This window comes from Janthinobacterium svalbardense (genome assembly GCF_002327145.1).
Lineage (GTDB): Bacteria > Pseudomonadota > Gammaproteobacteria > Burkholderiales > Burkholderiaceae_D > Janthinobacterium > Janthinobacterium tructae.
This window is the reverse complement of the sequence record NZ_CP023422.1, coordinates 3,688,928-3,713,191: the sequence shown is the minus strand read 5'-3', so window position 1 is coordinate 3,713,191 and position 24,264 is coordinate 3,688,928. Positions and strand designations below refer to the sequence as shown.

The following is a 24,264-nucleotide window of genomic DNA, read 5'->3' as shown; positions in this document are numbered from 1 at the left end:
AGCGGAAGCGAATTGTGGTCGAGAAGCGCAACCGTACTTTAGGTACGGTGAGCATCGCAGGCCGCAAGTCGCGACGCGCAGTAGGTTATGTCATGTGCGAGCAGAGCAACACTTCAGATAGAGTGCCGCGTGCCGGTCTCATGTCTGAAGCACAATAGTGGTATGCTGAGTCCAAGGCCGCAGCGATCGTGCCTGCGTGCTGGTTCCTGAAGAGAGGCAATCATGGCAACCATCATGGCGAACGGCCTCAACATAGCTTATGAAAGCCACGGCGACCCCAACGATCCGTGCGTGCTGCTGGTCATGGGCCTGGGCATGCAACTGATCGCCTGGCCGGCGGACTTCGTCGAAGGCATCGTCGAGCAAGGTTTTCGGGTTGTGCGTTTCGACAACCGCGACAGCGGCCTGTCGAGCAAGATGGCGCTGGCGGGTAAGCCGTATCTGCCGCTGGCCTACGTGAAAAACCTCATCGGCTGGCCCCTGAAAACTTCCTACACCCTCGATGACATGGCGGACGATGCGCTGGGCTTGCTGACGGCCCTGCGTATTGTCCAGGCGCACGTGATCGGTGTGTCGATGGGCGGCATGATCGCGCAAGTGATGGCGGCGCGCGCGCCGCAGCAGGTGCTCAGCCTGACTTCCATCATGTCGAGCAGCGGCCGGCGCGGCTTGCCCGGCCCCACGCGTGCGGCGCGCAACGCCTTGTTGCAACGTCCGAAACGCAATGCCAGCCGCGCCGAACTGATGGCGCACATGGCCGCCACCGTGCGCGTCATCGGCAGTCCCGCCTATCCCGTCTCGGAGAAACTGCTGTACCAGCGCATCGACGCGGCGCTGCAGCGGGGCAGTTGCCCGGAAGGCGTGGCGCGGCAAATGGTGGCGATTGCCGCCTCGGGCGAACGCACGGCCTTGCTGCCGAGCATCAGTTGCCCGGCATTGGTGATCCATGGCGCGGCCGACCCCTTGATACCCGTCGCCTGCGGCATCGATACGGCGGCGCTGATTCCGGGCGCCCGGCTGGAAGTGATCGAAGGCATGGGACACGACATGCCGCCCCAGCTGATCGAGCGCCTGCTCGCCTTGATCGATGTGCATCTGCAAGGTAAGATGGCGCCCCAGATGCGCTCTCAGCCAGCCTAGGCGGCTTGGGCGCGCCCACCACTTGACTAGTCAGGCATATTTTGAAGACACCTGAGATTGGCATCGCCATCGTGGCGCCGGGCGGTTGCGCGCCCGATGACGCGGCCGTGGCGTGCGGCATCGCCCGCTTGCAGGCGCAAGGCGCCACCGTCCACAATTACTACGACCCTGAGCACACCTTCCAGCGCTTCGGCGGCACGGATGCGGGCCGTTTGGCGCAGCTGAACGCGGCGGCAAGCGACCCGGACGTGCAGGTGGTGCTCGCCTTGCGCGGCAGCTACGGCCTCAGCCGCATCCTGCCCGACATCGACTTTACCGCCATGGCCGACAGCCGCAAACTGTTTGTCGGCTACAGCGACTTCACGGCCTTCCACATGGGCTTGCTGGCGAAAACGGGCCGTGCCAGCTTTGCCGGCCCCATGATCTGCGACGATTTCACGCGCGACGAGCCCGAGCAGTTTACGCTCGACCAGCTGTGGTCATGCCTGGCCGGCCCCACGCATCAGGTAGAGGGCTGGGCGGCGGGCAATCCGCAGGTCGAGCTGACGGGCACCTTGTGGGGCGGCAACCTGGCCATGCTGGTGCATCTGCTGGGCACGCCATATTTCCCGCAGGTCGACGGCGGCATTTTGTTCCTGGAAGACGTCAACGAACACCCGTACCGCGTCGAGCGCATGCTGCTGCAATTGCTGCACGCGGGTGTGCTCCAGCGCCAGAACGCGATCGTGCTCGGTGATTTTTCCGGCTATAAACTGAGTCCCATGGACAAGGGCTACGATTTCGATGCCATGCTGGCCTACGTGCGCCAGCGCCTGCCCGTGCCCGTGCTGACGGGGCTGGAGTTCGGCCACATCCGCCGCCGTGTCACCTTGCCGTTCGGCGGCCAGGCGCGCCTGCAATCGGATGCGTCCGGCTTCAGCCTGCAGGTGAGCGATTACCCGACCCTGGCGCGGCCCTGAACTCCCTCAACGCCATGCACGTCAAACCTGGCAGGCTACTGCAGCTCGATGTGCTGCGCGGCATCGCCGTGTTCGGCATCTTGCTGGTGAATATCTGGGGCTTTGCCTGGGGCACGCTTTCCTTGCGTTACGGCACCTTGCCCGCGCAGCCGCCCGTGCTGGACCAGCTTGTCATTTTTTTGGTCGCGGCGCTGGCGCAATTCAAGTTCTATCCAATCTTCGCCTTTCTGTTTGGGGCTGGCTTTGCCCTGCAGACACGTTCCTTGCAACGCCAGCTGGGCAGCTGGGAAGCGGCGCAAGCGGCTTATAAGCGCCGTTTGCGCTGGCTGCTGGCGTTTGGTCTGCTGCACGGTTTTTGCATCTGGAGCGGCGACGTGCTAACCTCGTATGCGGTGGCCGGCATGCTGATCCTGCCGCTGGCGTCCGCCAGGCTCAGCCGTGTGCGCAATCGCGCCTGGCTGGTGGCGGCCGGTTTTCTCCTATTCATGTGCTTGTTGATTCCCGTGGGCCAGCAGGGCGGCGCGCCGGACATCGCGCGCGACCTGCAAGGCTTTGCGGAGCGCTACGCGATTTACACGCAAGGCAGTGCGTGGGCCGTGGCCAGGCTGCGCGCCAACGATTTTCTCGTCTCCTTGCTGTACGCCGCCGTCATGCTGCCGCATATCATCGTGCTGTTCCTGCTGGGTATCTTGTCCGTACGCTGCGGCTGGCTGACGCAGCCGCAGCGTCACCGCCAGCTGTGGCGGCGCGTGTGCGGTGTGGGGCTGGGCCTGGGCTTGCCGTTCAACCTGCTGGCGGCGGGGGCCGTCGCGTGGCAAGTGGCTGACCCCTATCAAACCGTGTTCGACACGGCCCTGTTCGAAGTGGGCCTGTTCGCCGGCGGCCCCGTGCTGGCGGCCGGCTATGTGGCCGCGCTGATGCTGGCTGGTCCGTTCATGCTGCGCTGGCTGGGGTCATGGCTGGCGCCCGTGGGACGCATGGCGCTGAGTAATTATCTACTGCAATCGCTGATCGGCACCTGGCTGCTGCAGGGGCCGGGCCTGGGCTGGGGTGCTCGTTTGCGTCCGGCCGAGATGCTGGGCCTGGCGGTAGCGATCATGGCGGGGCAGGTGCTGCTCAGCCGCTACTGGCTGCGCCATTTCAGGCAGGGTCCCATGGAAGCACTGTGGCGCCGGATGGCGCGGCTGCCTTAATCCGTTCCCCAGTCAAACGCGCCTTGCGGCGATGCCGGCGGCGGCGCCTTGGCTCTGGCCGTGGGCACGAGGGGATTGTCGACCGCATGCCATTCGAACAAGTCCACGTCCAGCATGCAGCTGCGCGCCAGGTGCAGCGCTTCCTCGGGCAATAACGCGGGGTCCAGCCAGCGCTGCGCGTCTTCCAGGCTGACGGCCACGGGGCGGCGGTCGTGGATGTCGACCATGCCACCGAGGCTGTCGGCCGTCACCAGCACGAAGCCCGCTTCCTCGCGGTTGTGCTTGTAGGGCCCGAACTGGGCCAGCGCCAGCAGGAACAGGGGTGCGCGGTCGCGGCGGTGGATGTGCCACGGCTGCTTCGTGCCTTTTTCACCCGTCCATTCATACCAGCCGGACACGCAGACGATGCCGCGCCCCGCGCGCAGCAAGGGTTTCCAGTAGGCGCCAGCGAGTTTTTCCAGGCGCGCATTGATGGCGATGGGGATTTTTTTCTTGCCGGGCGCGGGCACGGCCTGTGCGGCCCAGGCGGGACGGTAGCCCCAGAACACATCGTCGACCCGCCGCACGCCATCCTGGATATGCAACACGGGCCGGTAGGTGCCGGGCGAGACGTTCAGGTGCGCTTCGGCCTCGCTGTCGAACACCGCGTCGGTCCAGCCGAAAGACGACGCCAGCACGCGCGCCGTGTCATTTTGATCGAATCGTCCACACATGGCGAAATCATACCTGATCGCCATGGCGCGCGCGAACTGGCACGCAGGCGTGGGTGTGGGCCAGCGTACAGACTTGGGCGGGCGCAAGGCGCACAGTGGAAGCCAGTCAGGTGGCTGACGCATCTTTCATCGGAGGAATTATGTCGTTTGAAAATCCCACCATCCACAAAGGTTTTACCATCAGCGCCACGGCTTGCCAGCGCCGCGACGGCCGGTGGGTCGGCTCGTATGTCAGCCAGAACCAGGCGCGCGGCGCGTATGCGGATACCTGCGACTACGACGATTGCAGCAATGAAAAAGAGGCGCAGCAACTGGCGCTGTCCGTCGGCTGGCGCCTAGCCGATGGCATGCAGGCACGTTAAGCTGCGCGCAGCGTCAGCGTCAGCGTTGGCGCCGCAAGGCCAGCAGCAGGCCTGCGCACGGGAACAGCAGGGCCGTGCCCAGACGTACGGAGGTCAGCGACGCGGCCTGTGCGTCCAGCACATGCGGCAAGGCTAGCAGTAACAAGGGCGCCGGCACGGCGATGGCAAAGAAAAACAGGTACCACGAATAGCCATTCTTCTTGGCTAGCAAGGCAATCAGCGCGCAGCCGATCAGGAAGACCAGCGGTAGATTCACAAATTCCATGATGACGCACTCTTAGCAAGGGGAACGCGATTATACGCGCCCTTCCATGCCCCTCCTTGCCCAGTTAATTGCCGACCAGGTCAGGCGGCTGTGGCGCCTGCTTGCTGCCGGCCGGCAGCAGCGCCTTGATGGCGCCGTTATAGATAAGTTCCTGGGCGTACGCCGATGCCTTGATCAAGGCCGCATGCGCGGACTTGAAGCTGCTGGGCGTTTCTATCAGTACGGGCTTGGCATATACCTGCTGCGTATCGCCGCGCTTGCTGATCAAAATCATGCCCCGATAGCGGCCATCCTTCTCCAGCGCCCCCGCCACATGAAATTCATAACCCCTGATCTGGTGTTTTTGTTGCTGATCCATGTCTCCCGCCTCCAGACCTGATTGTCGTGGCTTTGGACCATCAATTCGATTGGAACAGCTGAGTGTTTGATCTAAATCAATACCAAAATTTTTACCACTATCCAACGAACGTCACGACGGCTGGCAAAATCGAAGCGAGCGGCGGTGATTTGTGGCCGAGAAGCGCAACCGTACATTGGTACGGTGAGCATCGCAGGCCGCAAAGCGCCCCGCGCAGTAGCTTGCGGCAAGCGTCATCACCCCGCGCGAATGGCGCGGATCTGCTGGGCCGTTTCTTCGATCTCCCGATACGCTTCCTGGACATAACCATTGATAGGGTGTCCGTCCATCCACTCGAAATACGCGCGTTCGTCGTGCTTGATGGCAAAGGGGACATGGTGGTCGCGTATCGACACGGCCGTTTCGCGCACCAGCGCGGCAAAAAGCAGCTCCAGAGTTTCCATGGTGTTCACCTTGCGACAAAGGAATGCAGAGGAATGAATGTAGCACAAAGCGCGCCGCCGGCCACGCCGGTACCTGTGGCGTGTGCGCCCGTTGGTCGGCCGATCCTCAGGCCGGATGGCCGATATGCTCGTACAAGATCACACAGCCGATGATGATCAGCACCAGGCCGCCCACCAGTTCGGCGCGCCGGCCTGCCACCGTGCCCAGCACGCGGCCCAGCATCACGCCCAGCGTCACCATGACGAAGGTGGAAAAGCCGATGGCGGCGGCCGTGACGACGATGTTGGCGCCCAGCAAGGCCAGGCCCGCGCCCACCACCATGGCGTCGATGCTGGTGGCCAGGCCGGTGACGGCCAGCACCCAGAACGAGTGCGACTGGGCCGGCGCTTCGTCCTCGTCGGCGTCGGACAGGGCATTGCGTATCATCAACAGGCCGATGATGCTCAGCAGGCTGAAGGCGATCCAGTGGTCCCACGCTTCCACGTAGGGCGCGGCCACGCTGCCCAGAGCCCAGCCGATGATGGGCGTGATGGCTTCGATGACGCCAAAGATCAGGCCCGTGCGCAGCGCCTCGCGCCATTGCGGCTTGTGCAGGGCGGCGCCCTTGCCCACGGCGGCCGCGAAGGCATCGGTGGACATGGCAAGGGAGAGGGCGGCGGTGGCGGCGAAATTCATCGTTGGCTTTCTGTAAAACCTGGCTGGGATGTGTGTATAAACTGGAAACCCGGCGATTTTACCCCAGGTACAGCACCACCATGGAAGCGGCCAGGCAATACGCGCCAAAGAAATGCCAGCGGCCCTGTTCCAGCCAGCGTGACAGCCAGCGCAGCGCCAGCAAGCCGGCCAGGAACGACAGCAGCATGCCCAGCAGGCTGGGTCCCAGCAGGTGCAGCAGGCTGTTGCCGTGTTCCAGATGGTCCAGGCTGCCATTTGTCACGGCCTGGTAAAAGCGCCAGCCTTCCTTGACCAGCACGGCCGGCGTCAGCACGACGGCCAGGGCAAAGCTGAATTCTTCCGCGCGGCGTTGCGGCACGCCCATGGCGATGCCGGCCGAAATGGTGGCGCCCGAGCGGGAAAAGCCCCGGAAGGGCAGGCACAGGCCTTGCATGGCGCCGATCAGCATGGCTTTGCCGATGGACAAGGTGCCATGCTGGCGCGCTTGCAGGCGCGACGAGACGATGATCAGCACGCCGGCGGCGGCCAGCGCGGCGGCCATCAGTCTGGCGTTGCCGAACAGGTGCTCGATTTCAAAGCCGGGCGCATCCTTGCTCATGATGTGCGTAATGCCCTTCAGCAAGCCGAAGCCGACGATGCCCGTCAGTGCGGTGGCGGCCGCGAGCAGCAGCACATTGCTGCGCAAGGCGCTGGCCGAACTGAAATACGTGGCGCGCCAGGATGCCCAGAAATACACGATGACGGCGAACATGGTGCCGGTGTGCAGCATCACCAGCAGCATGGTCAGTTCGGGCGACGTGGGGTCCAGGCCCATCCATTTTTCCGCCATGATGATGTGGGCGGAGCTGGACACGGGCAGCAGTTCGGCGAAGCCCTGGACGATGGAAAGAATAAATAATTGCAGAAAACTCATGGTAACGTGACTCGGGCGGGGGAGGATGGGCCGCCGATTTTACCCGCCAGTGGCGGCGGGCACGCCCCGCGCCAGATTACAGTTTGTCCATGTTTTATTGGCTGACCGGCAACTGCGGCTTGAACACGGCGCGGAACGCCTTCAAGGCGGCCGGATGGTAGATCGTGCCATGGGTTTCTTCCGGCATCTTTTCCTGGTGCCATTGCAAGCCCGGCGGCGCCTGTTTTTCCAGCACCTGGGCCAGACGCTGCACTTCGACGGCGATGCCCGCCTCGCTGCTGGACGCCAGGTACAGGCTGTGTTTGCCCGGCTTGCCCTTGGCCAGCAGGGCCGCCGCCTGGCGCGGCAGGGCGCCATGGTTCCACCACAGGCTGGGGTCGAAGGCCAGGTAATGGTCGAACAGTTGCGGTTCCAGCAAGTACGTTTCCACCACGAACAGGCCCGCCAGCGATTCGCCAACGATGGCCGTTTCGCCCGTCGTGCGGTAGCGCCGTTTGACTTCCGGCATCAGTTCATCGCGGATGAAGGCCCGGTAGGCTGGCGCGCCACCCACCACGGGGGCGATCTTGCGGTCTTCGGCATTGTCCGTCGGGCCCGTCAAGTCGCGCCGGCGCTGCGTGTTTTGCATGCCGACCAGCATGAAGGGGCGCATCGTGCCATTCGCCACCGACACTTGCAGCAAGCCCGCCACGTGCAAAAAGTCTTCCGCCACGCCGCCGTCGGGCATGTACAGCACGGGCAGCGGCGCATCGGGCGGCGTATCCCAGGCACGCGCCAGGTACACATTGATAGGGCGCTGTTCCTGCAGCGCTTGCGAATCGATGACAAAGCTTTCACCGATGACCAGCGGGGTGGCCGCGCTGGAAGTAGCCGTAGCGGCGGGCGTGGCATGGGCGAGGTAGAAGGGACTGGACAGCAGCAGTGTGGCGGTGAGGTGCAGGGCAAGGCAGGAGCGGCGCATGTTTTTCCATGATAAGTAGTTGGATTGATGGCATGTACGTGTAAAGACATGCCATCAAACAATTCTATCTTATCTTTGATGCAGCTTTACTTGATCGTCAATAGTTGCCGTTCGCGCACGACGCCCGCCTTGTCGAGCGTATAGGCAACCAGTAGCGCGCCATCGTCGGCGCAGGCATGGCAGCTCTTCAGGGGCGTGGAAAACAGCAGGCGCTGGCCGCCATCGGCCGTGGCCGTGTTACCGACGAAATCGGCGGGAGCAAACGGCACGGCGTCCGGATGGGCGGCGGCAAACGCGCGCCAGGCCGCAGTGGCGCGGTCTTCCTCGCGCACCGCGTCCTCGTCGACGTCGATGGCGGCGCCATCGCTGCCGATCAGCAAGCTGCCTTCATTCGTGTTGGCGCGAAACGGATAGGTGACGGTGGCCAGGGCCGCCTTGCCCAGCGGGCGCCAGGCGGAGATGAAGCCCGCCTTGTTCGCCTTGACCAGCATCCTGGCGGCGGCGATGGCTTGCGGGCGCGCGCCCGAGCGCTGCATGGTGCGCAGCAGGCAGACGTCGGGCGCAGTTTGGGATTGTTCGCTGCGGCAGGCCGACAGCGAGCGTTCCTGCCACACGGCGCGCGCGTCGATGCGGCCTGTCTCGATGGCATGGGCCGCCTGCATGGTGGCCAGAGCGGAGACAGCAAGTACGGCGCAGCCGGCTACGTGGCGGGAAAAGCGTGTGGGCATGGGGAATCCTTTCAATGCGGGAAACAATGTATCGTCACCGATTATAGAAGGAGGGCCGTGCCCGCCCGCGCACCGCAGACCCGTTCAGCGCTTCTTTGCCGCCGCCTGGCGCAGGGCCTTCGCTTCCTGCTTGTTGGGCAGGTGCGGGCGCGTGGCCAGCTCCGCCTTGACGGCGGCGATGGCGGCGCCAAACAGTTGTTCGGCCTGTTTGACGCTGGCGCCCGCATAGTGCTGCTGGTTGGACTGGGCGGCGCGCAGCCGGCGCAGCAGCGCCAGCAATTGCCTGCCGTGCAGGGCAGGCAAGTCTTGCGCCAGCGCTTGCGCGACCACCGCGCCTTCCACATGGTCGGGGTCGAGCAGGCGCAGCAAGGCCAGGCCGGCAGGCTGCGGTATCAGGGTATCCATCCGGCCATTCTAAACGACGCGAGGATTACAGGTAGTCCCAGATTTCATCAAAAGTCTCGCGTGCGAAATCGTTGCGCCAGGCTTCCGAGTCCTTTTCGCGGCTGACGGCAAACACGGCGCGCCAGGTCTGCTTCGGCGAGCTGGTATAGGTGGCGGCGATCTTTTGCAGGCCAGCCTTGCATTGCTCGACTTTGCAGCCGCTCTTCGCCAGTTGCTGGGCAGCCGCCGCCCAGGCCACGGGCACCTTGACGAGCTGGCATTCGAAGCTGACGGCAGCCGTCTGCATGCCGTTGTCCACCGTCACCGGGTCCGCCTTGATGGCCTGGCACGCGGCGCCATTCTTGGCGGCGATGACATTGGCGGCCAGCAGTTCGGCGGCCGGCGTCACGGCCGCGCGCATGGGGACGGGGAACAGGTCGGCAATCAGCTTGCCCGTTTCCGTCGGAAACTTGGCGTCCGCTTCCTTCAAGGCGCTGTACGACGCGTATTCGGCGCTCTGCTGGCCCGCCAGGCGGGTGGGGCGCAAATAGGCGTTGAGCTTGGCGACGCTGGCTTCATCCTGGTTGATGATGGTCTGGATGTACAGGTTGGCGACGGCTAGCGGCGCCAGTTCCACGGCGGTGGGTTCAGCAGCCATGACTGGCTGCAGCAGCGCGGCGGCGACGGTGGCGGCCAGCAATCTGGCGGCAGGGAATTGCTTGTGCATGTATTTTCTCCACGATTTAATGTCAGGCGCCAAAAGATGCTTTATAGCAACTCTGGCGCGCGCATTATATATGGTGAAAGTCATAACGTTGCGCACTTCAGGCGTCGGTCTTGCTCGCCGCTTCCAGCAAGGCCAGTAGCAGTTCCTTGCGCCGTCCGTCCGCCTTGCGCGCCAGGGCGGCCAGTTTTTCCAGTTTGCCCCAGACCGGATACAGCATGTGCTCGATCAGATAGCCTTCCAGCCCTTGCAGTTGCTGGCAGAACAGTTCGAGCTTCTCCACCTCTTCCAGTTCCGCCTGGATTTTCACTTTGGCGTTATCCGTGCAGGCGCGCAGGCACGCCGCCAGCACGGGAGCGGAATCGCGCGTCACGCCATGCTTTTCAGCAAAGGCGGCCGTGAACTGGTCCTGCACGCACTGGTGTTCCTCGTCGACGTTGGCCATGTAGTGCTGCACCAGGGGGAAATAGCGCGCATCGAGTAAGCCCAGGCCGAACGTGGCATAGCTGCCGGGCATGCAATTCTTTTCGCCTTCCGTGTCGGCATAGAATTCGAATTCTTCAATGGCGGCGCGCGCATATGCTTCCAGTTGCGGCTGCAGGGACGCATGGGCAAGGGCGTTGGCAAAGAAACGGTGCGTGTCGGATTTCGCCAGTCCCTTGATGGGCAGATATTCCTTGGTCTTGGCCTTGAGCTTGATCTGGTAGCTTTTCGGAAAACCGTTTTGCAGTAAATGCGTGACGAACGCCAGCGCCTGCGCATACGCGTCTGCCTCTTCCCGGACAATCGTGATGCTGATCGTGGCAAACACATCGTTGGCGCGGCATTCCAGCAGCGCATTTTTCAGGTGGATGTCGGCATCGGGGAAGGTGCCACTGCCTTCCTTGAGCATGCGCACGGCCCGTTCGCTGCCCAGTTCGCGCGCGATTTCCAGGAATTTGAGGCCTGTCGATTTGGCGTAGCTCGGTTCGTGCCGCAGTATCATCACGGCGCCATACAGCAGCAGGTCGATCGGCTGCAGCGCCTGCTTGTCAAGCGCCGCGCCCGCTTTCAGTGTGTAGTCGGTGGCGCGGTAGCTCGATTTCTGCACGTCATAGAACTGCGGCAGGAACTGCTTTTCCGCCCAGGCCGACACGGCCCGAATGATATCGCTGCGATGTTCTGCCAGCGCTTGCGGGCGTGACTTGTTGAGCTGCTCGATGCGCTCGAATTGCGCGATCGTCCAGGCGATATCGGGCTGCGGAAATAGGTGGGGATCGAGCAGGTGGCGGGCCAGGAAAAACGTTTCCAGCTTTTTCGTCGGCCTGCTGCCGCGCTCGAGTTTTTGCCCGATATATGCGTGTATGTTTTCCAGCAAGCCCTGGCGCTTGCCGTCGTTGACGTATTCCAGCAAGGTCAGGTGCAGCTTGCCCTGCGCCGTCTGGAATTTGCCGCGCAAGGTGAAGCGGTAGTCGATCATCGGCGTGTCCACCAGCGGCGCCAGAAGGGCTTGCACCAGCTCCGTCAGCTGCGGCGCGATCAAGTCGCGCACTTGTGCATCATCGAGGCGCGCCGGCGTCCGGGGATGCACGTTGTCGTCCAAACCCAGGTCGAACTCGTCGGCGGTGGTGCGGCCCGGTTTGTAATCGAGTATGAAGTCGCTGAAGACGCCCGCTTGCAAGGTGGTGCGGTTCACGGCTTCTTCCAGGTCGGTGCGCTTTAGGCGCTCATCGAACCAAGCGTGGATGGCCGCCGTCATTTCTTGTGTTGCCTGCTCTAAAAGTGTGCTCATTGACTTCCTTGCATTGCGCGCGGCAGCGCCACCGGCTGCCGTCATGGTCATGTTTAATCTGAAGCAGTATTTTAGGTGTTCGGGCCTGGCCGCAACAAGGGCCGCACGGGCGTCAGGAGGGGGCAGTGAGGAAGCGCGCGTCGATTTCGTCGGATTGCGGCCCCACGGTAATCGTGGTGTGCCAGCCGGACGGCTTGTCGTTGCCGTTAAACAAGGCGATGCGCGTGTGGATGAACAGGACGGAATACACGCCTGATTTCATGTCGCGGTTCAAGTCCCAGTGCATCAGTTCGATGGCTTCGCCCATGCGTGGCAGATGGGCACCCGACGGCAGCAGGATGTTCTGGTTGACGAATTCCCTGCTCGGACCCGGCTCTTTGTGGCGCGGATCGATGTAGCGGAACGAAACGCTGGTAACGATGTTTTGCATCTTGGGCACCTGCTTGGTTATGTATCGGGTGACAATAGCACAGGGGGGTGGCCGATGCGTGCGCGCAAGTAAGTGCGTGTGTACGGTAGCAGACGGTGTTTGACAGGTCACCAAGCTAGGCTGGCTTGTTCCTAATTATTGAGATTGCCAAAAACGCCATGATGCATTTCTTCCTAGCGAAAAATCGCGCCGAACTGGAGCGCCGTTGCCGTGACAAGGTCGCCAGGCGGCCCTGGCGTTTTTCGACTGCAATACAGTCCGGCCCCGCCGACGGCAGTGCGCTGAGCGTGGCAAGCGTGTCTGGCCACGTTCGCCACATGAACGGGGGCGGCGGCCATGCCCTATGACATCCTGCGCGACAGCATCGCCCTCGAACCGGCGGGCGACGCCATCCGCTTTCATCTGGCCGTTTTCGGCGAGGAAAAGACTTGCCGTATCAGCGTGACGGCATTGCGCAGCCTGGACCAGGGCCAGGGCGGCGACTGGCTGGTCATCTTCGACACCCACCGCCTGCGCATCGGCCAGCGCGCCTTCGCTTATCTGAGCCGCGATCTGCTGGTCAGCAGCGTGGTCTTGCGGGCGCTCGACTTCTAGTTGCCACCCTGTGCCAGCCAGTCGCGCGGCGACAGCCTGGTGCTGGCGCGGAAGGCACGGGTGAAAGCCGGCTGGCTGCCATAGCCCACTTCCAACGCCACATCCTGCACCAGCCGGCCTTGCTGGAGCAGCGCCTGAGCGCGCAGCATGCGCTGGCCCATCAGGTATTGGGCCGGCGGGCATCCGATGGCGGCGTGGAACTGGTGCGCGAAGCGGCTGCGCGACATGCCGCACAGCGTCGCCAGCGATGCCACCGTCCAGTGGCGCCCGGGATGGTCGTGCATGGCCGCCAGGGCCTTGGCGAGGGCGGCGTCGGACAGGCCGAACAGGCGCGAGGCCGATATCAGCTTGCTGGCCAGTGCATGGCGCAGCAACTGGACGATCAGCACGTCGCACAGGCGGTTGAGCACCAGTTTCTGCCCCAGTCCGCCATGCTGCGCCTCGTCGAACAGCAGCTCGAGCACGCCGGCCATGGCCGGTAGTTGCGCCAGCGGGATGTGCAGGCAGGGCGGGAGGCTGTCGATCACGGCATCGCCGCCGCCGGCCAGGCGGACGCTGGCGCACAGCAGCCGCGCCGTGCCAGCGCCCGTGTCCAGTCCATGCGCCAGCGGGCGCGGGTAGAAAACCAGCGCTGGCTGGTCGACCCGCAGCCGCGTGCCATCGTCATGGGTGAAGGTCGCCGGTCCCCGCCGCACCAGGTGCAGGTGGCCAATTCCGGGCTGGGCCGGGAAGTGGCTGCTGCCGCAAAACGCTCCCTCGAAGAAGGTGTCGGCAGAAAAATCTAGGCGCATCAGCAAGGCAGACAGGCGATCCATAGGGCAACAAAGAGACGGAAAGGTATAAATTGTAGACTAAAAGCAACTAATCTTTCCATTTTTATCGCTATGATGATGCTCCGATGTTTGTCCTGGACAACATTTTCTTGCTGCGCCACCTGAATGGAGACTCACCATGGCATTGTCCAACGCATTGTCTAACTTAAAGATCGGTACCCGCCTGTATCTGGCCTTTGGCGTCGTCCTCGCCTTGCTGGCGATCCTGGTCGCGTCCGCACAAGCGAATTTGTCGCGGCTGGGCGAGGCGAATGGCTTGAACATCCATACCTACGAGGTATTGGCCGAGGCAAGCGGTCTGCTGGAAAGCCTGATCAATATCGAAACGGGCCAGCGCGGCTTTGCCCTCACCGGCAAGGATGGTTCGCTTGAGCCGATGGCCTTGGGCCAGCGCAGTTTTGGCGAGCATTTGCAGAAAATCCGCGCCCTGACGGCGGACAACCCAACGCAGCAGGAGCGCTTGGCGGTGCTGGAACGTACCCAGCATCAGTGGCAGGCAAGCGCCATCGAGCCCGTGATCGCTCTGCGCCGCGCGGCGGCCGCCGAGGGCAACCTCGATGCGGTCGTGGCGGCCGAGCAGGCGGGCAAGGGTAAGGCGGCCATGGATACGATGCGCGCCTTGTTAGCCGATATCGGCAAGACGGAAAGTATGTTGCTGGCGCAGCGTGCCGACGAGGCGGCTGCCTTGAAGACGCGCACCACGGTGGTGCTATTGGGCGGAGGTGCCTTCGCCGTCGTGCTGGCGGCGGTCTTGGCCATCTTGTTGACGCGGAATATCACCGTGCCGCTGGCCGAAGCCGTGGCGTTGGCCCAGCGCGTGGCGCAGGGCGACCTGAGCAGCGATATCGTTGTGCGTTCGCAAGATGAAACGGGCCAGCTGATGGCCGCTCTGCGCGACATGAACACGGCGCTGGTCGGCATCGTGGGCGAAGTGCGCGGCGGCACCGATACCATTGCTACTGCTTCTGCGCAGATCGCCGTCGGGAACATGGACTTGTCATCGCGCACGGAACAGCAGGCCAGTTCGCTGGAAGAAACGGCATCGTCGATGGAAGAGCTGACTGCCGCCGTCAAGCAGAATGCAGACAATGCGCTAGCAGCGCGCTCGCTGGCGTCGGCGGCGTCCAGCGTGGCTGTGAAGGGCGGCGCGGTGGTATCCGAAGTGGTGCAGACCATGGGTTCGATCAATGATTCCTCGCGCAAGATTGCCGATATCATCGGCGTGATCGACGGCATCGCCTTCCAGACGAATATCCTGGCCCTGAATGCCGCCGTGGAGGCTGCTCGCGCCGGAGAACAGGGACGCGGTTTTGCCGTGGTGGCCACGGAAGTGCGCAACCTGGCCCAGCGTTCGGCCAGCGCCGCGAAGGAAATCAAGGGCTTGATCGATGATTCGGTGGACAAGGTGGGCGCGGGCAGCAAGCTGGTCGACCAGGCCGGTGCCACCATGCAGGAGGTGGTTGATAGCGTTCAGCGCCTGAGCGCCATCATCGGCGAGATCACGGATGCGAGCGAAGAGCAGCGCCTCGGCATCGAGCAGGTGAATGAAGCCATCAGCCAGATGGACCAGGTGACGCAGCAAAATGCAGCCCTGGTCGAGGAAGCGGCTGCCGCGGCCAATGCCATGCAGGATCAGGCGGCGCAGCTGTCGCACGCCGTGCAAGTGTTTCGCCTGAAGGACGCGCCACCGGCCACGCAGGCCGGCGCGGCGCGGCCAGCCAAGCCTCGGCCACTGGCCTTGAGCATGCGCGGCTAGCCGCCGGTATTGTGGCCGCGCGCACGGCGGGGTATGGCATTTCTGCACAGATCGTCAAGTAAATGCAGGTATGGCTGGACGGAAATGTTACATCTGGGTATTCTGCGCATCTGATACTTATTTCTATACAGAAAAAAGTAAGAGGGTGGTTCGTGCTGGCGGCAACGCGGTGCGCACTGCCAGGCAAGGTCAGGCATGCAAAGGTGAAGTCGTCCGCTTGCTGAGCGAAACTGTCGTGTTTCGGCTCGCGACGGGCAGGGAAACAGTGCTGTCATCTTTAAAATAGTAGGAGAGGTTGCTCATGGATGCAGAAAAGGATGTTGTGTACGGTACAGAAGATTTGTTGATGAGTTTGTGTAACTCGGTGGTTCGGGTGCTCAACGTTGCAACGCAAAGCAGAGTCAATTATTCAGGCATGGTGCAGCGCATCACGAAGACCGGCCTGAAGCCGGACATCGGTTGCTTCGTGATGTTCGACGGTGGTTTCACGGGCCTGGTGGTGCTCAATTTTGCCGCCGATACGGCAATGGAAATCTACGAGCGCTACATGTTGCACATGGGTATGCCGAAGTCGGAACTGGCCAATTTCTACACGTCGGACGAAGTGTCGAACATCATGGGCGAGCTGATGAACCAGATCGTGGGCGACTTCACGGGCAAGGTGCGGCGCGAACTGCAAACGAACATCACCCAGAGCCAGCCGAAGATGCTGGTGCTGAACAAGCAGGTGATGCTCAGCGTTGACACGCCGCTGGACCGCCCGGAAATGCGCCGCGTCACCTTCTACACGGAAAAGAACAACATTTTCTATCTGGAACTGGCGATCGACCGTACCGAGTTCATCAAGTTGCACGATTTCGATTCGCGCGAAGTCGATGCCGACTCGCTGATGGATACGGAATACGCGAACCGCGAACGTGGCGCCGCCCCGGCACCGGTAGTGGAACCGGAAGACGACGACAACGCCGACCTGCTCAAGTCGCTGGGCATGTAGGTAACTGTGTCTGAACGTGGCCGGCGGCAGGTTTGCCGCCGGCCGCTGCCGTTTACAGCCGACAAGGCATTGCTCCGGGCTCGTCCCTGCAAGATAACTTCCCTTGTTATTATGGAAGCGTCAATGCTTCCATGCGGCGCATGCCGACCATGTCCCGCTGCTGGCCGTCATCGAGCGACCAGTATTCGAGCGCATACACATAACTGCCGTCGACGATGGTCAGCGTTTCCTTCTGGCGTCCGTTGGGCGCCTTGTAATACAGGCGCCGCGCGGGCTTGCCATCCACGGTCTGCTTGAATGACTGCGGCGAAATCGTGACGCGGTTGCCAGTCTTGCCCGCCATCGACATCGCCGTGATCGTCACATAGGCCCTGTCCGGGCAGCGCGCTAGCAGCTGCGCACCGCTCAGCACGGTGGGCTGCGCCCGATCCAGCGGAAAGCCATACGCTTGCACGCCGACGATATCCATGCATTGCATCTGCTGCGCCAGGGCCGTCAGCGCGGCCGGGTTGAGCGCGCTGCTGAAGTTTTTTTCGGCGGCTTGTGCCTGTCCCAGCGCCCAGCGGCGCTCCAGTTCGGCCAGTGAAATGTCACTGGACACGGGCAGCGGCGCGGGGGCGTCGGGATCGGCGGCGCTGGACGTTTCCGCCTGCATGCGCGCGGCGACAGAGTGGCTGCTCCCGGCTGTGCCATCGAGGGCGTGGGCGAATGACGTGGCGCTGGCAAGGGCCATGGCCAGCGATAAGGCCGTGTGCTTCAGCATGAAATCTCCTGCAATTGGCTACCAGTGACAGGCATTGTGTCCCAGATTGCTTGCGCATGCGCGCACTTTGCTAGCGTGCAGCCATTGCCGACGCAATTTCAATCGAACTCAGTTTCCAGCCCCACACGCCATGGCGCAGCAGGACCAGTGCACCTTCCTGCGCATTGCCATCCTTGGCGCGCACGACGAAGGTGTTCACGCCGGCATAGCTTGCCGAATAGCCTGCCTTTTTCTGCGCGCCATCGGCTGGGGCATCCGCACTTGCATCGGCTCCCGCCTGCGGGCTGACGGCGCTCTTGTTGACCAGCGCGACGACGCCGGCGGGCGAGACCATGGTGTCGACCATCTTGCCCAGCATGGCGCTGGCGATCGACTGGCCGAGGGCGGCCAGCGGGTTGCCGCTGCCGGCGGTCGCCTCGATGCTGCGCGCCATGCTGGCCTCCAGCTGCGCCTTGACGCTGGCGCGCAGGGCGGGGAAGTCCACGTGTTCGGCCAGGGTTTCGGCGTTGCGCTCGGCCAGGGCAGCCTTGATCTGGTGCAAGGCGTAATACGGCGAAGCATAGGCGGTGGCGGCAAGGGCAATGACGGCCACGGCGGCGGCAATGGTGATTTTTTTCAAGTGAGGCCTGTGCTGTGATATGGAGGGTAGAAAACGGATGGCACGCAGCGTAGTCGCTAAATGGAGATACGGCAATCATATTTTCTTGCCATTATTTCTCTGCATGCACTCGGGAGCGCCCTTGGCGGACCACTATAGAGTGATGAGGGTGGGTGCTGTATAATGGGAGAAAAGTACTTAACTAGCTGTTTTAACTGAATAAAGACCCAATATCACATGCTATCAACCGCAAATATTACGATGCAGTTTGGCGCCAAGCCATTGTTTGAGAATATCTCCGTCAAGTTCGGCGACGGCAACCGCTATGGCTTGATCGGCGCCAACGGCTGCGGCAAGTCGACGTTCATGAAAATCCTGGGCGGCGACCTGGACCCATCGGGCGGCAATGTCATGCTCGATACCAACGAGCGCCTGGGCAAGCTGCGCCAGGACCAGTTTGCGTTTGAAGACATGCGCGTGCTCGACGTGGTCATGATGGGCCACACGGAAATGTGGGCCGCCATCCAGCAACGCGACGCGATCTACGCGAACCCGGAAGCGACCGACGACGACTACATGCAGGCAGCCGATCTGGAAGGCAAAGTATCCGAATACGACGGCTACACGGCCGAATCGCGCGCGGGCGAACTGCTGCTGGGCGCCGGTGTTGCCATTGATCTGCATCAAGGCCCGATGAGCAATGTCTCGCCAGGCTGGAAGCTGCGCGTGCTGCTGGCCCAGGCGCTGTTCTCAAATCCGGACATCCTGCTGCTCGACGAGCCGACGAATAACCTGGATATCAACACGATTCGCTGGCTGGAAGACGTGCTCAACGAGCGCAACTCCACCATGATCATCATTTCCCATGATCGCCACTTCCTGAACCAGGTCTGCACCCACGTGGCCGACATGGACTACGGCACCCTGAAGATTTACCCGGGTAACTACGACGAATACATGTTCGCCTCGACCCAGGCGCGCAACCAGCAGCTGGCCAACAACGCGAAAGCGAAAGACAAGGTTGCCGAGCTGCAGGAATTCGTGCGCCGCTTCGCCGCGAATAAATCCAAGGCGCGCCAGGCGACATCACGCGCCAAGCAGATCGAAAAAATCAAGGTCGACGACATCAAGCCATCGTCGCGCGCCTATCCCTTCGTGCGTTTCGACGGCGAAAAGAAATTGCACCGCCTGGCCGTGGAAGTCGAGAATATCTCGAAAGGTTTTGACCGCCAGCTGTTCAAGAATTTCAGCATCATGGTCGAAGCGGGCGAGCGAATCGCCATCATCGGCGCCAACGGCGCCGGCAAGACCACCATGCTGCGTTGCATCGCAGGCGACATCGCCGGCCTGCAGCCAGACCAGGGCCGCGTGAAGTGGGCGGAAAACGCCAACGTGGGCTACATGCCGCAAGATCCGACGGAAGATTTCGCCAAGGATACAAACCTGACCGACTGGATCGGCCAGTGGACGAAAGAGGGCGACGATGACCAGGCCGTGCGCTCCATCCTGGGCCGCCTGCTGTTTGGCGGCGACGATGTGAAAAAGGCCGTCAAGGTACTCTCCGGTGGTGAAAAAGGCCGCATGATGTACGGCAAGCTGATGCTGGGCCGCCACAACGTGCTGATGCTCGATGAACCGACCAACCACATGGACATGGAATCGATCGAATCCTTGAACATCGCGCTGGAAAAATACGCGGGCACCCTGATCTTCGTCTCGCATGACCGCGAATTCGTGTCTTCGCTGGCCAACCGCATCATCGAGATCAAGGAAGACGGCATTGTCGATTACAGCGGCAATTACGAAGATTACTTGAAGAGCCAAGGCATCGATTAATTCGATGGGTTGCCGGATGGCGCATGCAGCGCTTCCGGCATGCAGTGTCGCAGGCTGGGTAATCGGCCTGCCGATATGCCATCGTGTATTTTCACCCAGCTACCCTACACCATGCAAACTCTAGCCATCAAATCCGTCGAGTATGAACATCCACAAGACGGAGCCAGCTGCACTGCCCACGCCTGGGCACGCACGCCAGCGACGCCTTCCCCGGCTGAAAAAGCCGAACTGATCACGCGCATCAAGCGCCTGCTGATCGAGCGCGAAGCCGTGCTCGTTGCCCACTACTACGTTGATGCCGACCTGCAAGACCTGGCCGAAGCCACGGGCGGCTGCGTCTCCGATTCCCTGGAAATGGCCCGCTTCGGGCGCGACCATCCGGCCAAGACCCTCGTCGTGGCCGGCGTGCGCTTCATGGGTGAAACGGCGAAAATCCTCAGTCCCGAGAAAACGGTATTAATGCCTGACCTCGACGCGACCTGTTCGCTCGACCTCGGCTGCCCGGTGGACGAATTCACGGCCTTCTGCGACGCCCATCCGGACCGCACGGTGGTGGTGTACGCCAACACCAGCGCGGCCGTCAAGGCGCGTGCGGACTGGATGGTGACGTCGTCGATCGGCCTGGACATCGTTGCTCACCTGCATGCGCAGGGCAAGAAAATCCTCTGGGCACCCGATAAACACCTGGGTTCGTATATCCAGAAGGAAACGGGCGCCGATATGCTGCTGTGGCAGGGTAGCTGCCTCGTGCACGACGAATTCAAGGGCATCGAACTCGATTTGCTCAAGGAAGAGTATCCGCAAGCCAAGGTGCTCGTGCATCCGGAGTCGCCCGCCAACGTGGTGGCCTTGGCCGACATGGTCGGCTCCACGTCGCAAATGATTGCGGCAGCGCAAACCATGGATACCGATACCTTCATCGTCGCCACCGACAATGGCATCCTGCACAAGATGCGCGCGGCCGCACCGGGCAAGCGCTTCATCGAAGCGCCCACGGCCGGCAACAGCGCCACGTGCAAAAGCTGCGCGCACTGCCCATGGATGGCCATGAACGGCTTGCTGAACCTGGCGCAAACGCTGGAAAACATGCATAACGAAATCCACGTCGATCCTGCCGTCGGCCAGCTGGCCGTGCGTTCGATCAATCGCATGCTCGACTTCGCCGCCGCCAAGAAGGCGGGCCTCAAGCCGGGGGCGGACCTGGCAAAAGAAACCACATTGTTCCAAGGAATCGGTCCAGCATGAGTACCCTCGTTAATTCTTTCGCTCCTTTCGATGCGGCCCTGGCGCGCGCGTTCGAAGGCAATCTGCTGGCCGCCTTGCTGGAAGACGTGGGCCAGTGCGACCTGACGGGCGAACTGGTGCCGCCCGACCACATCGTCACGGCCCGTGTCATCGTGCGTGAAGCAGCCGTGCTGTGCGGCGCGCCGTGGTTCGAAGGCATCATGAAAAGCCTGGACCGCAGCATCGACATCGTTTGGCATTACGCCGAAGGCGACATGATGACGGCCGACAGCGTCGTCTGCACGATCCAGGCGCCGGCGCGGGCCTTGCTGACGGCCGAGCGCAGCGCCCTCAATTTCCTGCAACTGCTGTCTGCGGTCGCCACGGCCACGCGCCAGTATGTCGATGTGGTGGCCGGCACCAAGGCTTCCATTTTAGATACGCGCAAGACCTTGCCGGGTCTGCGCCTGGCGCAAAAGTATGCGGTACGCGTCGGCGGCGGCAAGAACCAGCGCCTGGCCCTGTACGATGGCATCCTGATCAAGGAAAACCATATCGCGGCGGCGGGCGGAGTCAGCCAGGCCCTGGAAAACGCGCGCAACCTCGACGCGGGCGTGCCCGTGCAGATCGAGGTGGAAACCCTGGCGCAATTGCAGGAAGCGCTGGACGCGGGCGCCGTCTCCGTCTTGCTCGATAACTTCAGCAACGACATGATGCGTGAAGCCGTGGCACTGACGAATGGCCGCGCCTTGCTGGAAGCGTCGGGCGGCATCAATTTCGATACCGTGCGGGCGATTGCCGAAACGGGCGTGGACCGCATCTCCATCGGCAGCCTGACCAAGGATGTGCGGGCCACCGATTACTCCTTGCGCATCGTCGGCTGATGCGAAAAGCCGGGCAGCGCCTGCTGGCCCTGGCGCTGCTGTGGCCGGCGCTGCTTGTGCCATCGCAGGCGCCAGCTCGGGAACTGCTGGCTGTGGGCGCGCAGTTCGAGCACGTGTTTGAATACCAGGACGGTGGTGAGTATGGCGGACTGGGCGCCGAACTGCTGCGGCTGATGGCGGCACGCACGGGTAACACCGTGCGTTTTCGCATGGTGCCGTGGGCGCGCGCGCAAGCCATGCTGGTGCAGGGCCAGGCCGATATCCTGATCGGCCCCTACAAGACGCCCGAGCGCATCGCCAGCATGGGGTTTTCCGACAAGCCTTTTTATCAGGACCAGATGCTCTTTTATACGCGCCAGGACGCCAGCTTTGGCTGGGATGGCGACTATAGCGTGCTGAAGAGCCGCAGGGTGGTGGTGCTCAACGGCTGGGCGTATGGCGCGGACTGGGAGCGCGTGCGGCCCGGCTTGCAGGTCAGCGTGGCCAACAATGTGGAAAATGGCTTGAAGATGCTGGTCCACAATCACGTCGATGTGTTTGTCAGCAACCGCCGCAATACCGACCCCGTGATCGCCCGCCTGGGCTATGCTCGCCAGGTGAAGCCTTTGCCCAAAGTCATCGAAGTACAAAACGGCTATTTCGCCTTCCCCCGCTCGCCGACTTTCGACAAGCTGCGCCTGCAGTTCGACCAGGAATTGAATAAGCTGATCGAGACGGGCGAACTGAAGCGGCTGGGCAAGCGGTACGACGTCGGCGTGCCCTGAGCGCATGCCGCCAGACCAGGCGGCATGCTGGCTTTGCCTGCATTACAGCTGGCGCGCCTCAAACGTATTGCACTGGGAAATCTGACCGCTTTCGATGCCCTTGCTGAACCAGCGCACGCGCTGTTCCGAAGTGCCGTGCGTAAACGAGTCGGGCACGACATGGCCTTGCGACTGGCGCTGCAGCGCATCGTCGCCGATGGCCGTGGCCGCTTTCAGGGCCGCTTCCACGTCGCCTTGTTCGAGGATCTTGCGATCCTGATTGGCGTGATACGCCCATACGCCGGCAAAACAGTCGGCCTGCAATTCCAGGCGCACGGACATGGCGTTGGCCTGGCGCTCCGATTGCGTGCGGCGCGCCTTGTCGACCTTCTCGGACAAGCCCAGCAGGTTTTGCACGTGGTGGCCCACTTCATGCGCGATCACATAAGCTTCGGCAAATTCGCCCGAGACCTTGAAGCGCTGCTGCATCAGCTTGAAGAAATCGAGGTCCAGGTAGACTTTCTGGTCGCCGGGACAATAGAAGGGCCCGCTGGCGCTCTGGCCCGTGCCGCAGGCGGTGGGGATGCTGCCCGAAAACAGCGCCAGCTTGGGGCGCACATAGGTGCCGCCTTCGGCCTTGAACAGGGCGCCCCACGTGTCTTCCGTATCGGCCAGCACGGTTTTCACGAAGCGGGCCATGTCGTCCGATTCGGGCGGCTGGCGCGCCGGCGACTGGCTTTGCTGGGTGCTGACCTGGCCGCCACCGCCGCTGAGCAGATTCAGCAAGGTCAGGGGATTGACGCCCAGCACATACGAGCCGACGAGGGCGATGACGATGGTGCCGATGCCGATCGAGCGCCCGCCAAAACCGAAGCCGCCGCCACCGCCGCCACCGCCGCCACCACCACTGCCTCCTTCGCCACGGTGGTCTTCCACATTGTCGCTTTCGCGATTGCCTTCCCATTTCATGATCTTTACTCCTGCTGCGATGGTGCGATTGATTGGTGACGTCTCAACATGCTGCTTGAGACGAATCTTGTTATTATCGCAGTAAACCGCGCCGCGACAGGGGCGACAATGTTACGCTTTGCAACTTTCCAACCACATCACAACAGGTGCACGCATGGCGCTTGCCAACGATACACGCATTTCGCCCACGGCGGTGGTCCAGGCACAACTGGACGCCTACAACGCACACGACGTGCCGGCCTTGCTGGCTATCTACGCCGATGATGCGCAGCAATTCCAGCATCCCGCTACCTTGCTGGCCACAGGCAGCGCGCAGATCGGCCCCCGTTTCACGGCCCGTTTCGCCGCCAGCCGGCCGCAGGCGCAGTTGCTCAACCGCATCGCTTGCGGCAAGCTGGTGATCGACCATGAGATCGTGCATGGCGACACGCCGGACGGTGTTTCCGCGCAGGAACTGGTGGCGACCTATGAGGTAGAGCAAGGCCGCATCAGCCGTGCCTGGTTCAGCTTTGGCGCCCTGACGCGCCTGCGCGTGGCGCTGTCGGCCGATGTGGCCGCCATGAATGCACTGATCGCCCGTTCCGGCGTGGCATTGAGCGCGGGCTTTTATACGCAGGAACAGGCCCAGGCCGTGACACGCCATGTGTTTGGCGTCGATACGCAGCTGGTGGCCGACCGGACGTATTTCGTGATCGAACGCGATGGCGCCATGCTGGCCTGCGGTGGCTGGAGCCAGCGCGCCACCCTGTATGGCGCTGACCGCGCGAAGAGCGGGCCGGACCCGCTGCTCGACCCGGCCAGCCAGCCGGGCCGCATCCGCGCCTTCTTTGTCGAGCCAAGCGCCGCCCGTCAGGGCCTGGGCAGCATGCTGATGCGCCATTGCGAACGCCAGGCGCTGGCCGCCGGTTTTACGGCACTGGAACTGGCCGCCACCTTGCCCGGCGTGCCGCTGTACCGGGCCAGCGGTTTTGCCGTCACGGAAGATTTTCACCTCGACTTGCCCGATGACATCAAACTGCCGCTGGCGCGCATGCACAAGCGGCTGTAAGG

28 protein-coding genes are annotated in these 24,264 nt (G+C 62.6%); 12 read left to right on the top strand and 16 right to left on the bottom strand.

The genetic code is table 11. The annotated features are described in order from the left end of the window. Positions 1-222: 222 nt before the first annotated feature. The 3 genes from CNX70_RS16490 to CNX70_RS16480 are packed head-to-tail and all read left to right on the top strand — an operon-like array spanning position 223 to position 3,292. Positions 223-1,140, top strand: a complete 918-nt coding sequence (locus CNX70_RS16490; RefSeq protein ID WP_096235594.1) for an alpha/beta fold hydrolase — start codon at positions 223-225, stop codon at positions 1,138-1,140. Positions 1,141-1,181: 41 nt separating this feature from the next. Then, complete coding sequence (gene ldcA / locus CNX70_RS16485; RefSeq protein ID WP_096235593.1) at positions 1,182-2,099, top strand: muramoyltetrapeptide carboxypeptidase; 918 nt, start codon at positions 1,182-1,184, stop codon at positions 2,097-2,099. Positions 2,100-2,113: 14 nt separating this feature from the next. Further along, positions 2,114-3,292: a DUF418 domain-containing protein gene (locus tag CNX70_RS16480; protein WP_096235592.1), complete on the top strand. Its 1,179-nt coding sequence runs from the start codon at positions 2,114-2,116 to the stop codon at positions 3,290-3,292. Here CNX70_RS16480 and CNX70_RS16475 read toward each other — a convergent pair. Further along, the gene (locus CNX70_RS16475; protein WP_096238497.1) at positions 3,289-4,005 is read right to left on the bottom strand and encodes an SOS response-associated peptidase; all 717 of its coding nucleotides are present in this window, start codon (positions 4,003-4,005) and stop codon (positions 3,289-3,291) included. The genes CNX70_RS16480 and CNX70_RS16475 overlap by 4 nt on opposite strands. A gap of 140 nt (positions 4,006-4,145) precedes the next feature. Here CNX70_RS16475 and CNX70_RS16470 point away from each other — a divergent pair, with 140 nt between their 5' ends. Further along, positions 4,146-4,367 carry a hypothetical protein gene (locus CNX70_RS16470; protein ID WP_096235591.1) on the top strand — a complete coding sequence of 74 codons (222 nt, stop codon included), beginning with the start codon at positions 4,146-4,148 and terminating at the stop codon, positions 4,365-4,367. Between the two features lie 19 nt (positions 4,368-4,386). On the opposite strand, the gene CNX70_RS16465 is transcribed toward CNX70_RS16470, so the two are convergent. From CNX70_RS16465 to CNX70_RS16415, 11 genes are all read right to left on the bottom strand, one after another. Beyond that, positions 4,387-4,632, bottom strand: coding sequence for a hypothetical protein (locus tag CNX70_RS16465; protein ID WP_096235590.1), 246 nt, complete (start codon positions 4,630-4,632; stop codon positions 4,387-4,389). A 64-nt stretch (positions 4,633-4,696) separates the two neighbouring features. Next, positions 4,697-4,990, bottom strand: coding sequence for a hypothetical protein (locus CNX70_RS16460; protein ID WP_096235589.1), 294 nt, complete (start codon positions 4,988-4,990; stop codon positions 4,697-4,699). A gap of 236 nt (positions 4,991-5,226) precedes the next feature. Then, positions 5,227-5,433, bottom strand: coding sequence for a hypothetical protein (locus tag CNX70_RS16455; protein ID WP_096235588.1), 207 nt, complete (start codon positions 5,431-5,433; stop codon positions 5,227-5,229). A 106-nt stretch (positions 5,434-5,539) separates the two neighbouring features. Further along, entirely contained in the window at positions 5,540-6,109 is a 570-nt protein-coding gene (gene mntP, locus CNX70_RS16450; RefSeq protein ID WP_096235587.1) for a manganese efflux pump MntP, read from the bottom strand. A gap of 58 nt (positions 6,110-6,167) precedes the next feature. Further along, positions 6,168-7,022, bottom strand: coding sequence for an undecaprenyl-diphosphate phosphatase (locus CNX70_RS16445; protein WP_096235586.1), 855 nt, complete (start codon positions 7,020-7,022; stop codon positions 6,168-6,170). Positions 7,023-7,116: 94 nt separating this feature from the next. Continuing rightward, on the bottom strand, positions 7,117-7,983 hold the full coding sequence (locus tag CNX70_RS16440) for an alpha/beta hydrolase (protein ID WP_096235585.1): 867 nt from the start codon (positions 7,981-7,983) through the stop codon (positions 7,117-7,119). 86 nt (positions 7,984-8,069) lie between these two features. Next, positions 8,070-8,711 (bottom strand): hypothetical protein, encoded by a 642-nt coding sequence (locus CNX70_RS16435; protein ID WP_096235584.1) that lies wholly within the window; start codon positions 8,709-8,711, stop codon positions 8,070-8,072. 84 nt (positions 8,712-8,795) lie between these two features. Continuing rightward, a complete protein-coding gene (locus CNX70_RS16430; RefSeq protein WP_096235583.1) occupies positions 8,796-9,116 on the bottom strand; it encodes a hypothetical protein in 321 nt (106 codons plus the stop codon). 25 nt (positions 9,117-9,141) lie between these two features. Beyond that, positions 9,142-9,822 carry a hypothetical protein gene (locus CNX70_RS16425; protein WP_096235582.1) on the bottom strand — a complete coding sequence of 227 codons (681 nt, stop codon included), beginning with the start codon at positions 9,820-9,822 and terminating at the stop codon, positions 9,142-9,144. Positions 9,823-9,919: 97 nt separating this feature from the next. Continuing rightward, positions 9,920-11,590 (bottom strand): DUF6138 family protein, encoded by a 1,671-nt coding sequence (locus CNX70_RS16420; RefSeq protein ID WP_096235581.1) that lies wholly within the window; start codon positions 11,588-11,590, stop codon positions 9,920-9,922. A 112-nt stretch (positions 11,591-11,702) separates the two neighbouring features. Beyond that, a complete protein-coding gene (locus CNX70_RS16415; RefSeq protein WP_096235580.1) occupies positions 11,703-12,020 on the bottom strand; it encodes a hypothetical protein in 318 nt (105 codons plus the stop codon). 336 nt (positions 12,021-12,356) lie between these two features. Between CNX70_RS16415 and CNX70_RS16405 the strand changes: the two genes are divergently transcribed. Further along, positions 12,357-12,614, top strand: coding sequence for a DUF1488 family protein (locus CNX70_RS16405; protein ID WP_096235578.1), 258 nt, complete (start codon positions 12,357-12,359; stop codon positions 12,612-12,614). On the opposite strand, the gene CNX70_RS16400 is transcribed toward CNX70_RS16405, so the two are convergent. Then, positions 12,611-13,429 (bottom strand): AraC family transcriptional regulator, encoded by an 819-nt coding sequence (locus CNX70_RS16400; protein ID WP_096235577.1) that lies wholly within the window; start codon positions 13,427-13,429, stop codon positions 12,611-12,613. The genes CNX70_RS16405 and CNX70_RS16400 overlap by 4 nt on opposite strands. Positions 13,430-13,565: 136 nt before the next feature. On the opposite strand from CNX70_RS16400, the gene CNX70_RS16395 reads away from it, so the two are divergent. Beyond that, positions 13,566-15,203, top strand: a complete 1,638-nt coding sequence (locus CNX70_RS16395; RefSeq protein WP_096235576.1) for a methyl-accepting chemotaxis protein — start codon at positions 13,566-13,568, stop codon at positions 15,201-15,203. 301 nt (positions 15,204-15,504) lie between these two features. Then, positions 15,505-16,197, top strand: a complete 693-nt coding sequence (locus tag CNX70_RS16390; RefSeq protein WP_071077212.1) for a DUF3334 family protein — start codon at positions 15,505-15,507, stop codon at positions 16,195-16,197. 109 nt (positions 16,198-16,306) lie between these two features. On the opposite strand, the gene CNX70_RS16385 is transcribed toward CNX70_RS16390, so the two are convergent. Next, positions 16,307-16,960, bottom strand: coding sequence for a hypothetical protein (locus CNX70_RS16385; protein WP_096235575.1), 654 nt, complete (start codon positions 16,958-16,960; stop codon positions 16,307-16,309). A 70-nt stretch (positions 16,961-17,030) separates the two neighbouring features. Further along, on the bottom strand, positions 17,031-17,579 hold the full coding sequence (locus CNX70_RS16380; protein WP_157751064.1) for a DUF2939 domain-containing protein: 549 nt from the start codon (positions 17,577-17,579) through the stop codon (positions 17,031-17,033). Positions 17,580-17,795: 216 nt separating this feature from the next. Between CNX70_RS16380 and CNX70_RS16375 the strand changes: the two genes are divergently transcribed. The 4 genes from CNX70_RS16375 (at position 17,796) to CNX70_RS16360 (ending at position 22,266) form a co-directional block, all read left to right on the top strand. Beyond that, a complete protein-coding gene (locus CNX70_RS16375; RefSeq protein WP_096235573.1) occupies positions 17,796-19,394 on the top strand; it encodes an ABC-F family ATPase in 1,599 nt (532 codons plus the stop codon). A 111-nt stretch (positions 19,395-19,505) separates the two neighbouring features. Continuing rightward, on the top strand, positions 19,506-20,639 hold the full coding sequence (gene nadA, locus CNX70_RS16370) for a quinolinate synthase NadA (protein ID WP_070218383.1): 1,134 nt from the start codon (positions 19,506-19,508) through the stop codon (positions 20,637-20,639). Beyond that, positions 20,636-21,502, top strand: coding sequence for a carboxylating nicotinate-nucleotide diphosphorylase (nadC, locus tag CNX70_RS16365; protein ID WP_096235572.1), 867 nt, complete (start codon positions 20,636-20,638; stop codon positions 21,500-21,502). Before nadA ends, nadC begins: the two co-directional genes overlap by 4 nt. Continuing rightward, complete coding sequence (locus CNX70_RS16360; RefSeq protein ID WP_096235571.1) at positions 21,502-22,266, top strand: substrate-binding periplasmic protein; 765 nt, start codon at positions 21,502-21,504, stop codon at positions 22,264-22,266. The genes nadC and CNX70_RS16360 overlap by 1 nt, the downstream gene beginning before the upstream one ends. 42 nt (positions 22,267-22,308) lie before the next feature. Here the strand turns inward: CNX70_RS16360 and ypfJ are convergent, their stop codons facing one another. Then, the gene (gene ypfJ / locus CNX70_RS16355) at positions 22,309-23,214 is read right to left on the bottom strand and encodes a KPN_02809 family neutral zinc metallopeptidase (RefSeq protein WP_096235570.1); all 906 of its coding nucleotides are present in this window, start codon (positions 23,212-23,214) and stop codon (positions 22,309-22,311) included. Between the two features lie 154 nt (positions 23,215-23,368). On the opposite strand from ypfJ, the gene CNX70_RS28930 reads away from it, so the two are divergent. Then, a complete protein-coding gene (locus CNX70_RS28930; RefSeq protein ID WP_096235569.1) occupies positions 23,369-24,262 on the top strand; it encodes a GNAT family N-acetyltransferase in 894 nt (297 codons plus the stop codon). Positions 24,263-24,264: the final 2 nt, after the last annotated feature.

Excerpts from the sequence above, each read along its gene's own strand:
- CNX70_RS16490 (WP_096235594.1), top strand. The coding sequence starts at position 223 with ATGGCAACCATCATGGCGAACGGCCTCAACATAGCTTATGAAAGCCAC.
- CNX70_RS16480 (WP_096235592.1), top strand. The coding sequence starts at position 2,114 with ATGCACGTCAAACCTGGCAGGCTACTGCAGCTCGATGTGCTGCGCGGC.
- CNX70_RS16475 (WP_096238497.1), bottom strand. The coding sequence starts at position 4,005 with ATGTGTGGACGATTCGATCAAAATGACACGGCGCGCGTGCTGGCGTCG.
- CNX70_RS16470 (WP_096235591.1), top strand. The coding sequence starts at position 4,146 with ATGTCGTTTGAAAATCCCACCATCCACAAAGGTTTTACCATCAGCGCC.
- CNX70_RS16465 (WP_096235590.1), bottom strand. The coding sequence starts at position 4,632 with ATGGAATTTGTGAATCTACCGCTGGTCTTCCTGATCGGCTGCGCGCTG.
- CNX70_RS16460 (WP_096235589.1), bottom strand. The coding sequence starts at position 4,990 with ATGGATCAGCAACAAAAACACCAGATCAGGGGTTATGAATTTCATGTG.
- CNX70_RS16455 (WP_096235588.1), bottom strand. The coding sequence starts at position 5,433 with ATGGAAACTCTGGAGCTGCTTTTTGCCGCGCTGGTGCGCGAAACGGCC.
- mntP (WP_096235587.1), bottom strand. The coding sequence starts at position 6,109 with ATGAATTTCGCCGCCACCGCCGCCCTCTCCCTTGCCATGTCCACCGAT.
- CNX70_RS16445 (WP_096235586.1), bottom strand. The coding sequence starts at position 7,022 with ATGAGTTTTCTGCAATTATTTATTCTTTCCATCGTCCAGGGCTTCGCC.
- CNX70_RS16440 (WP_096235585.1), bottom strand. The coding sequence starts at position 7,983 with ATGCGCCGCTCCTGCCTTGCCCTGCACCTCACCGCCACACTGCTGCTG.
- CNX70_RS16435 (WP_096235584.1), bottom strand. The coding sequence starts at position 8,711 with ATGCCCACACGCTTTTCCCGCCACGTAGCCGGCTGCGCCGTACTTGCT.
- CNX70_RS16430 (WP_096235583.1), bottom strand. The coding sequence starts at position 9,116 with ATGGATACCCTGATACCGCAGCCTGCCGGCCTGGCCTTGCTGCGCCTG.
- CNX70_RS16425 (WP_096235582.1), bottom strand. The coding sequence starts at position 9,822 with ATGCACAAGCAATTCCCTGCCGCCAGATTGCTGGCCGCCACCGTCGCC.
- CNX70_RS16420 (WP_096235581.1), bottom strand. The coding sequence starts at position 11,590 with ATGAGCACACTTTTAGAGCAGGCAACACAAGAAATGACGGCGGCCATC.
- CNX70_RS16415 (WP_096235580.1), bottom strand. The coding sequence starts at position 12,020 with ATGCAAAACATCGTTACCAGCGTTTCGTTCCGCTACATCGATCCGCGC.
- CNX70_RS16405 (WP_096235578.1), top strand. The coding sequence starts at position 12,357 with ATGCCCTATGACATCCTGCGCGACAGCATCGCCCTCGAACCGGCGGGC.
- CNX70_RS16400 (WP_096235577.1), bottom strand. The coding sequence starts at position 13,429 with ATGGATCGCCTGTCTGCCTTGCTGATGCGCCTAGATTTTTCTGCCGAC.
- CNX70_RS16395 (WP_096235576.1), top strand. The coding sequence starts at position 13,566 with ATGGCATTGTCCAACGCATTGTCTAACTTAAAGATCGGTACCCGCCTG.
- CNX70_RS16390 (WP_071077212.1), top strand. The coding sequence starts at position 15,505 with ATGGATGCAGAAAAGGATGTTGTGTACGGTACAGAAGATTTGTTGATG.
- CNX70_RS16385 (WP_096235575.1), bottom strand. The coding sequence starts at position 16,960 with ATGCTGAAGCACACGGCCTTATCGCTGGCCATGGCCCTTGCCAGCGCC.
- CNX70_RS16375 (WP_096235573.1), top strand. The coding sequence starts at position 17,796 with ATGCTATCAACCGCAAATATTACGATGCAGTTTGGCGCCAAGCCATTG.
- nadA (WP_070218383.1), top strand. The coding sequence starts at position 19,506 with ATGCAAACTCTAGCCATCAAATCCGTCGAGTATGAACATCCACAAGAC.
- nadC (WP_096235572.1), top strand. The coding sequence starts at position 20,636 with ATGAGTACCCTCGTTAATTCTTTCGCTCCTTTCGATGCGGCCCTGGCG.
- CNX70_RS16360 (WP_096235571.1), top strand. The coding sequence starts at position 21,502 with ATGCGAAAAGCCGGGCAGCGCCTGCTGGCCCTGGCGCTGCTGTGGCCG.
- ypfJ (WP_096235570.1), bottom strand. The coding sequence starts at position 23,214 with ATGAAATGGGAAGGCAATCGCGAAAGCGACAATGTGGAAGACCACCGT.
- CNX70_RS28930 (WP_096235569.1), top strand. The coding sequence starts at position 23,369 with ATGGCGCTTGCCAACGATACACGCATTTCGCCCACGGCGGTGGTCCAG.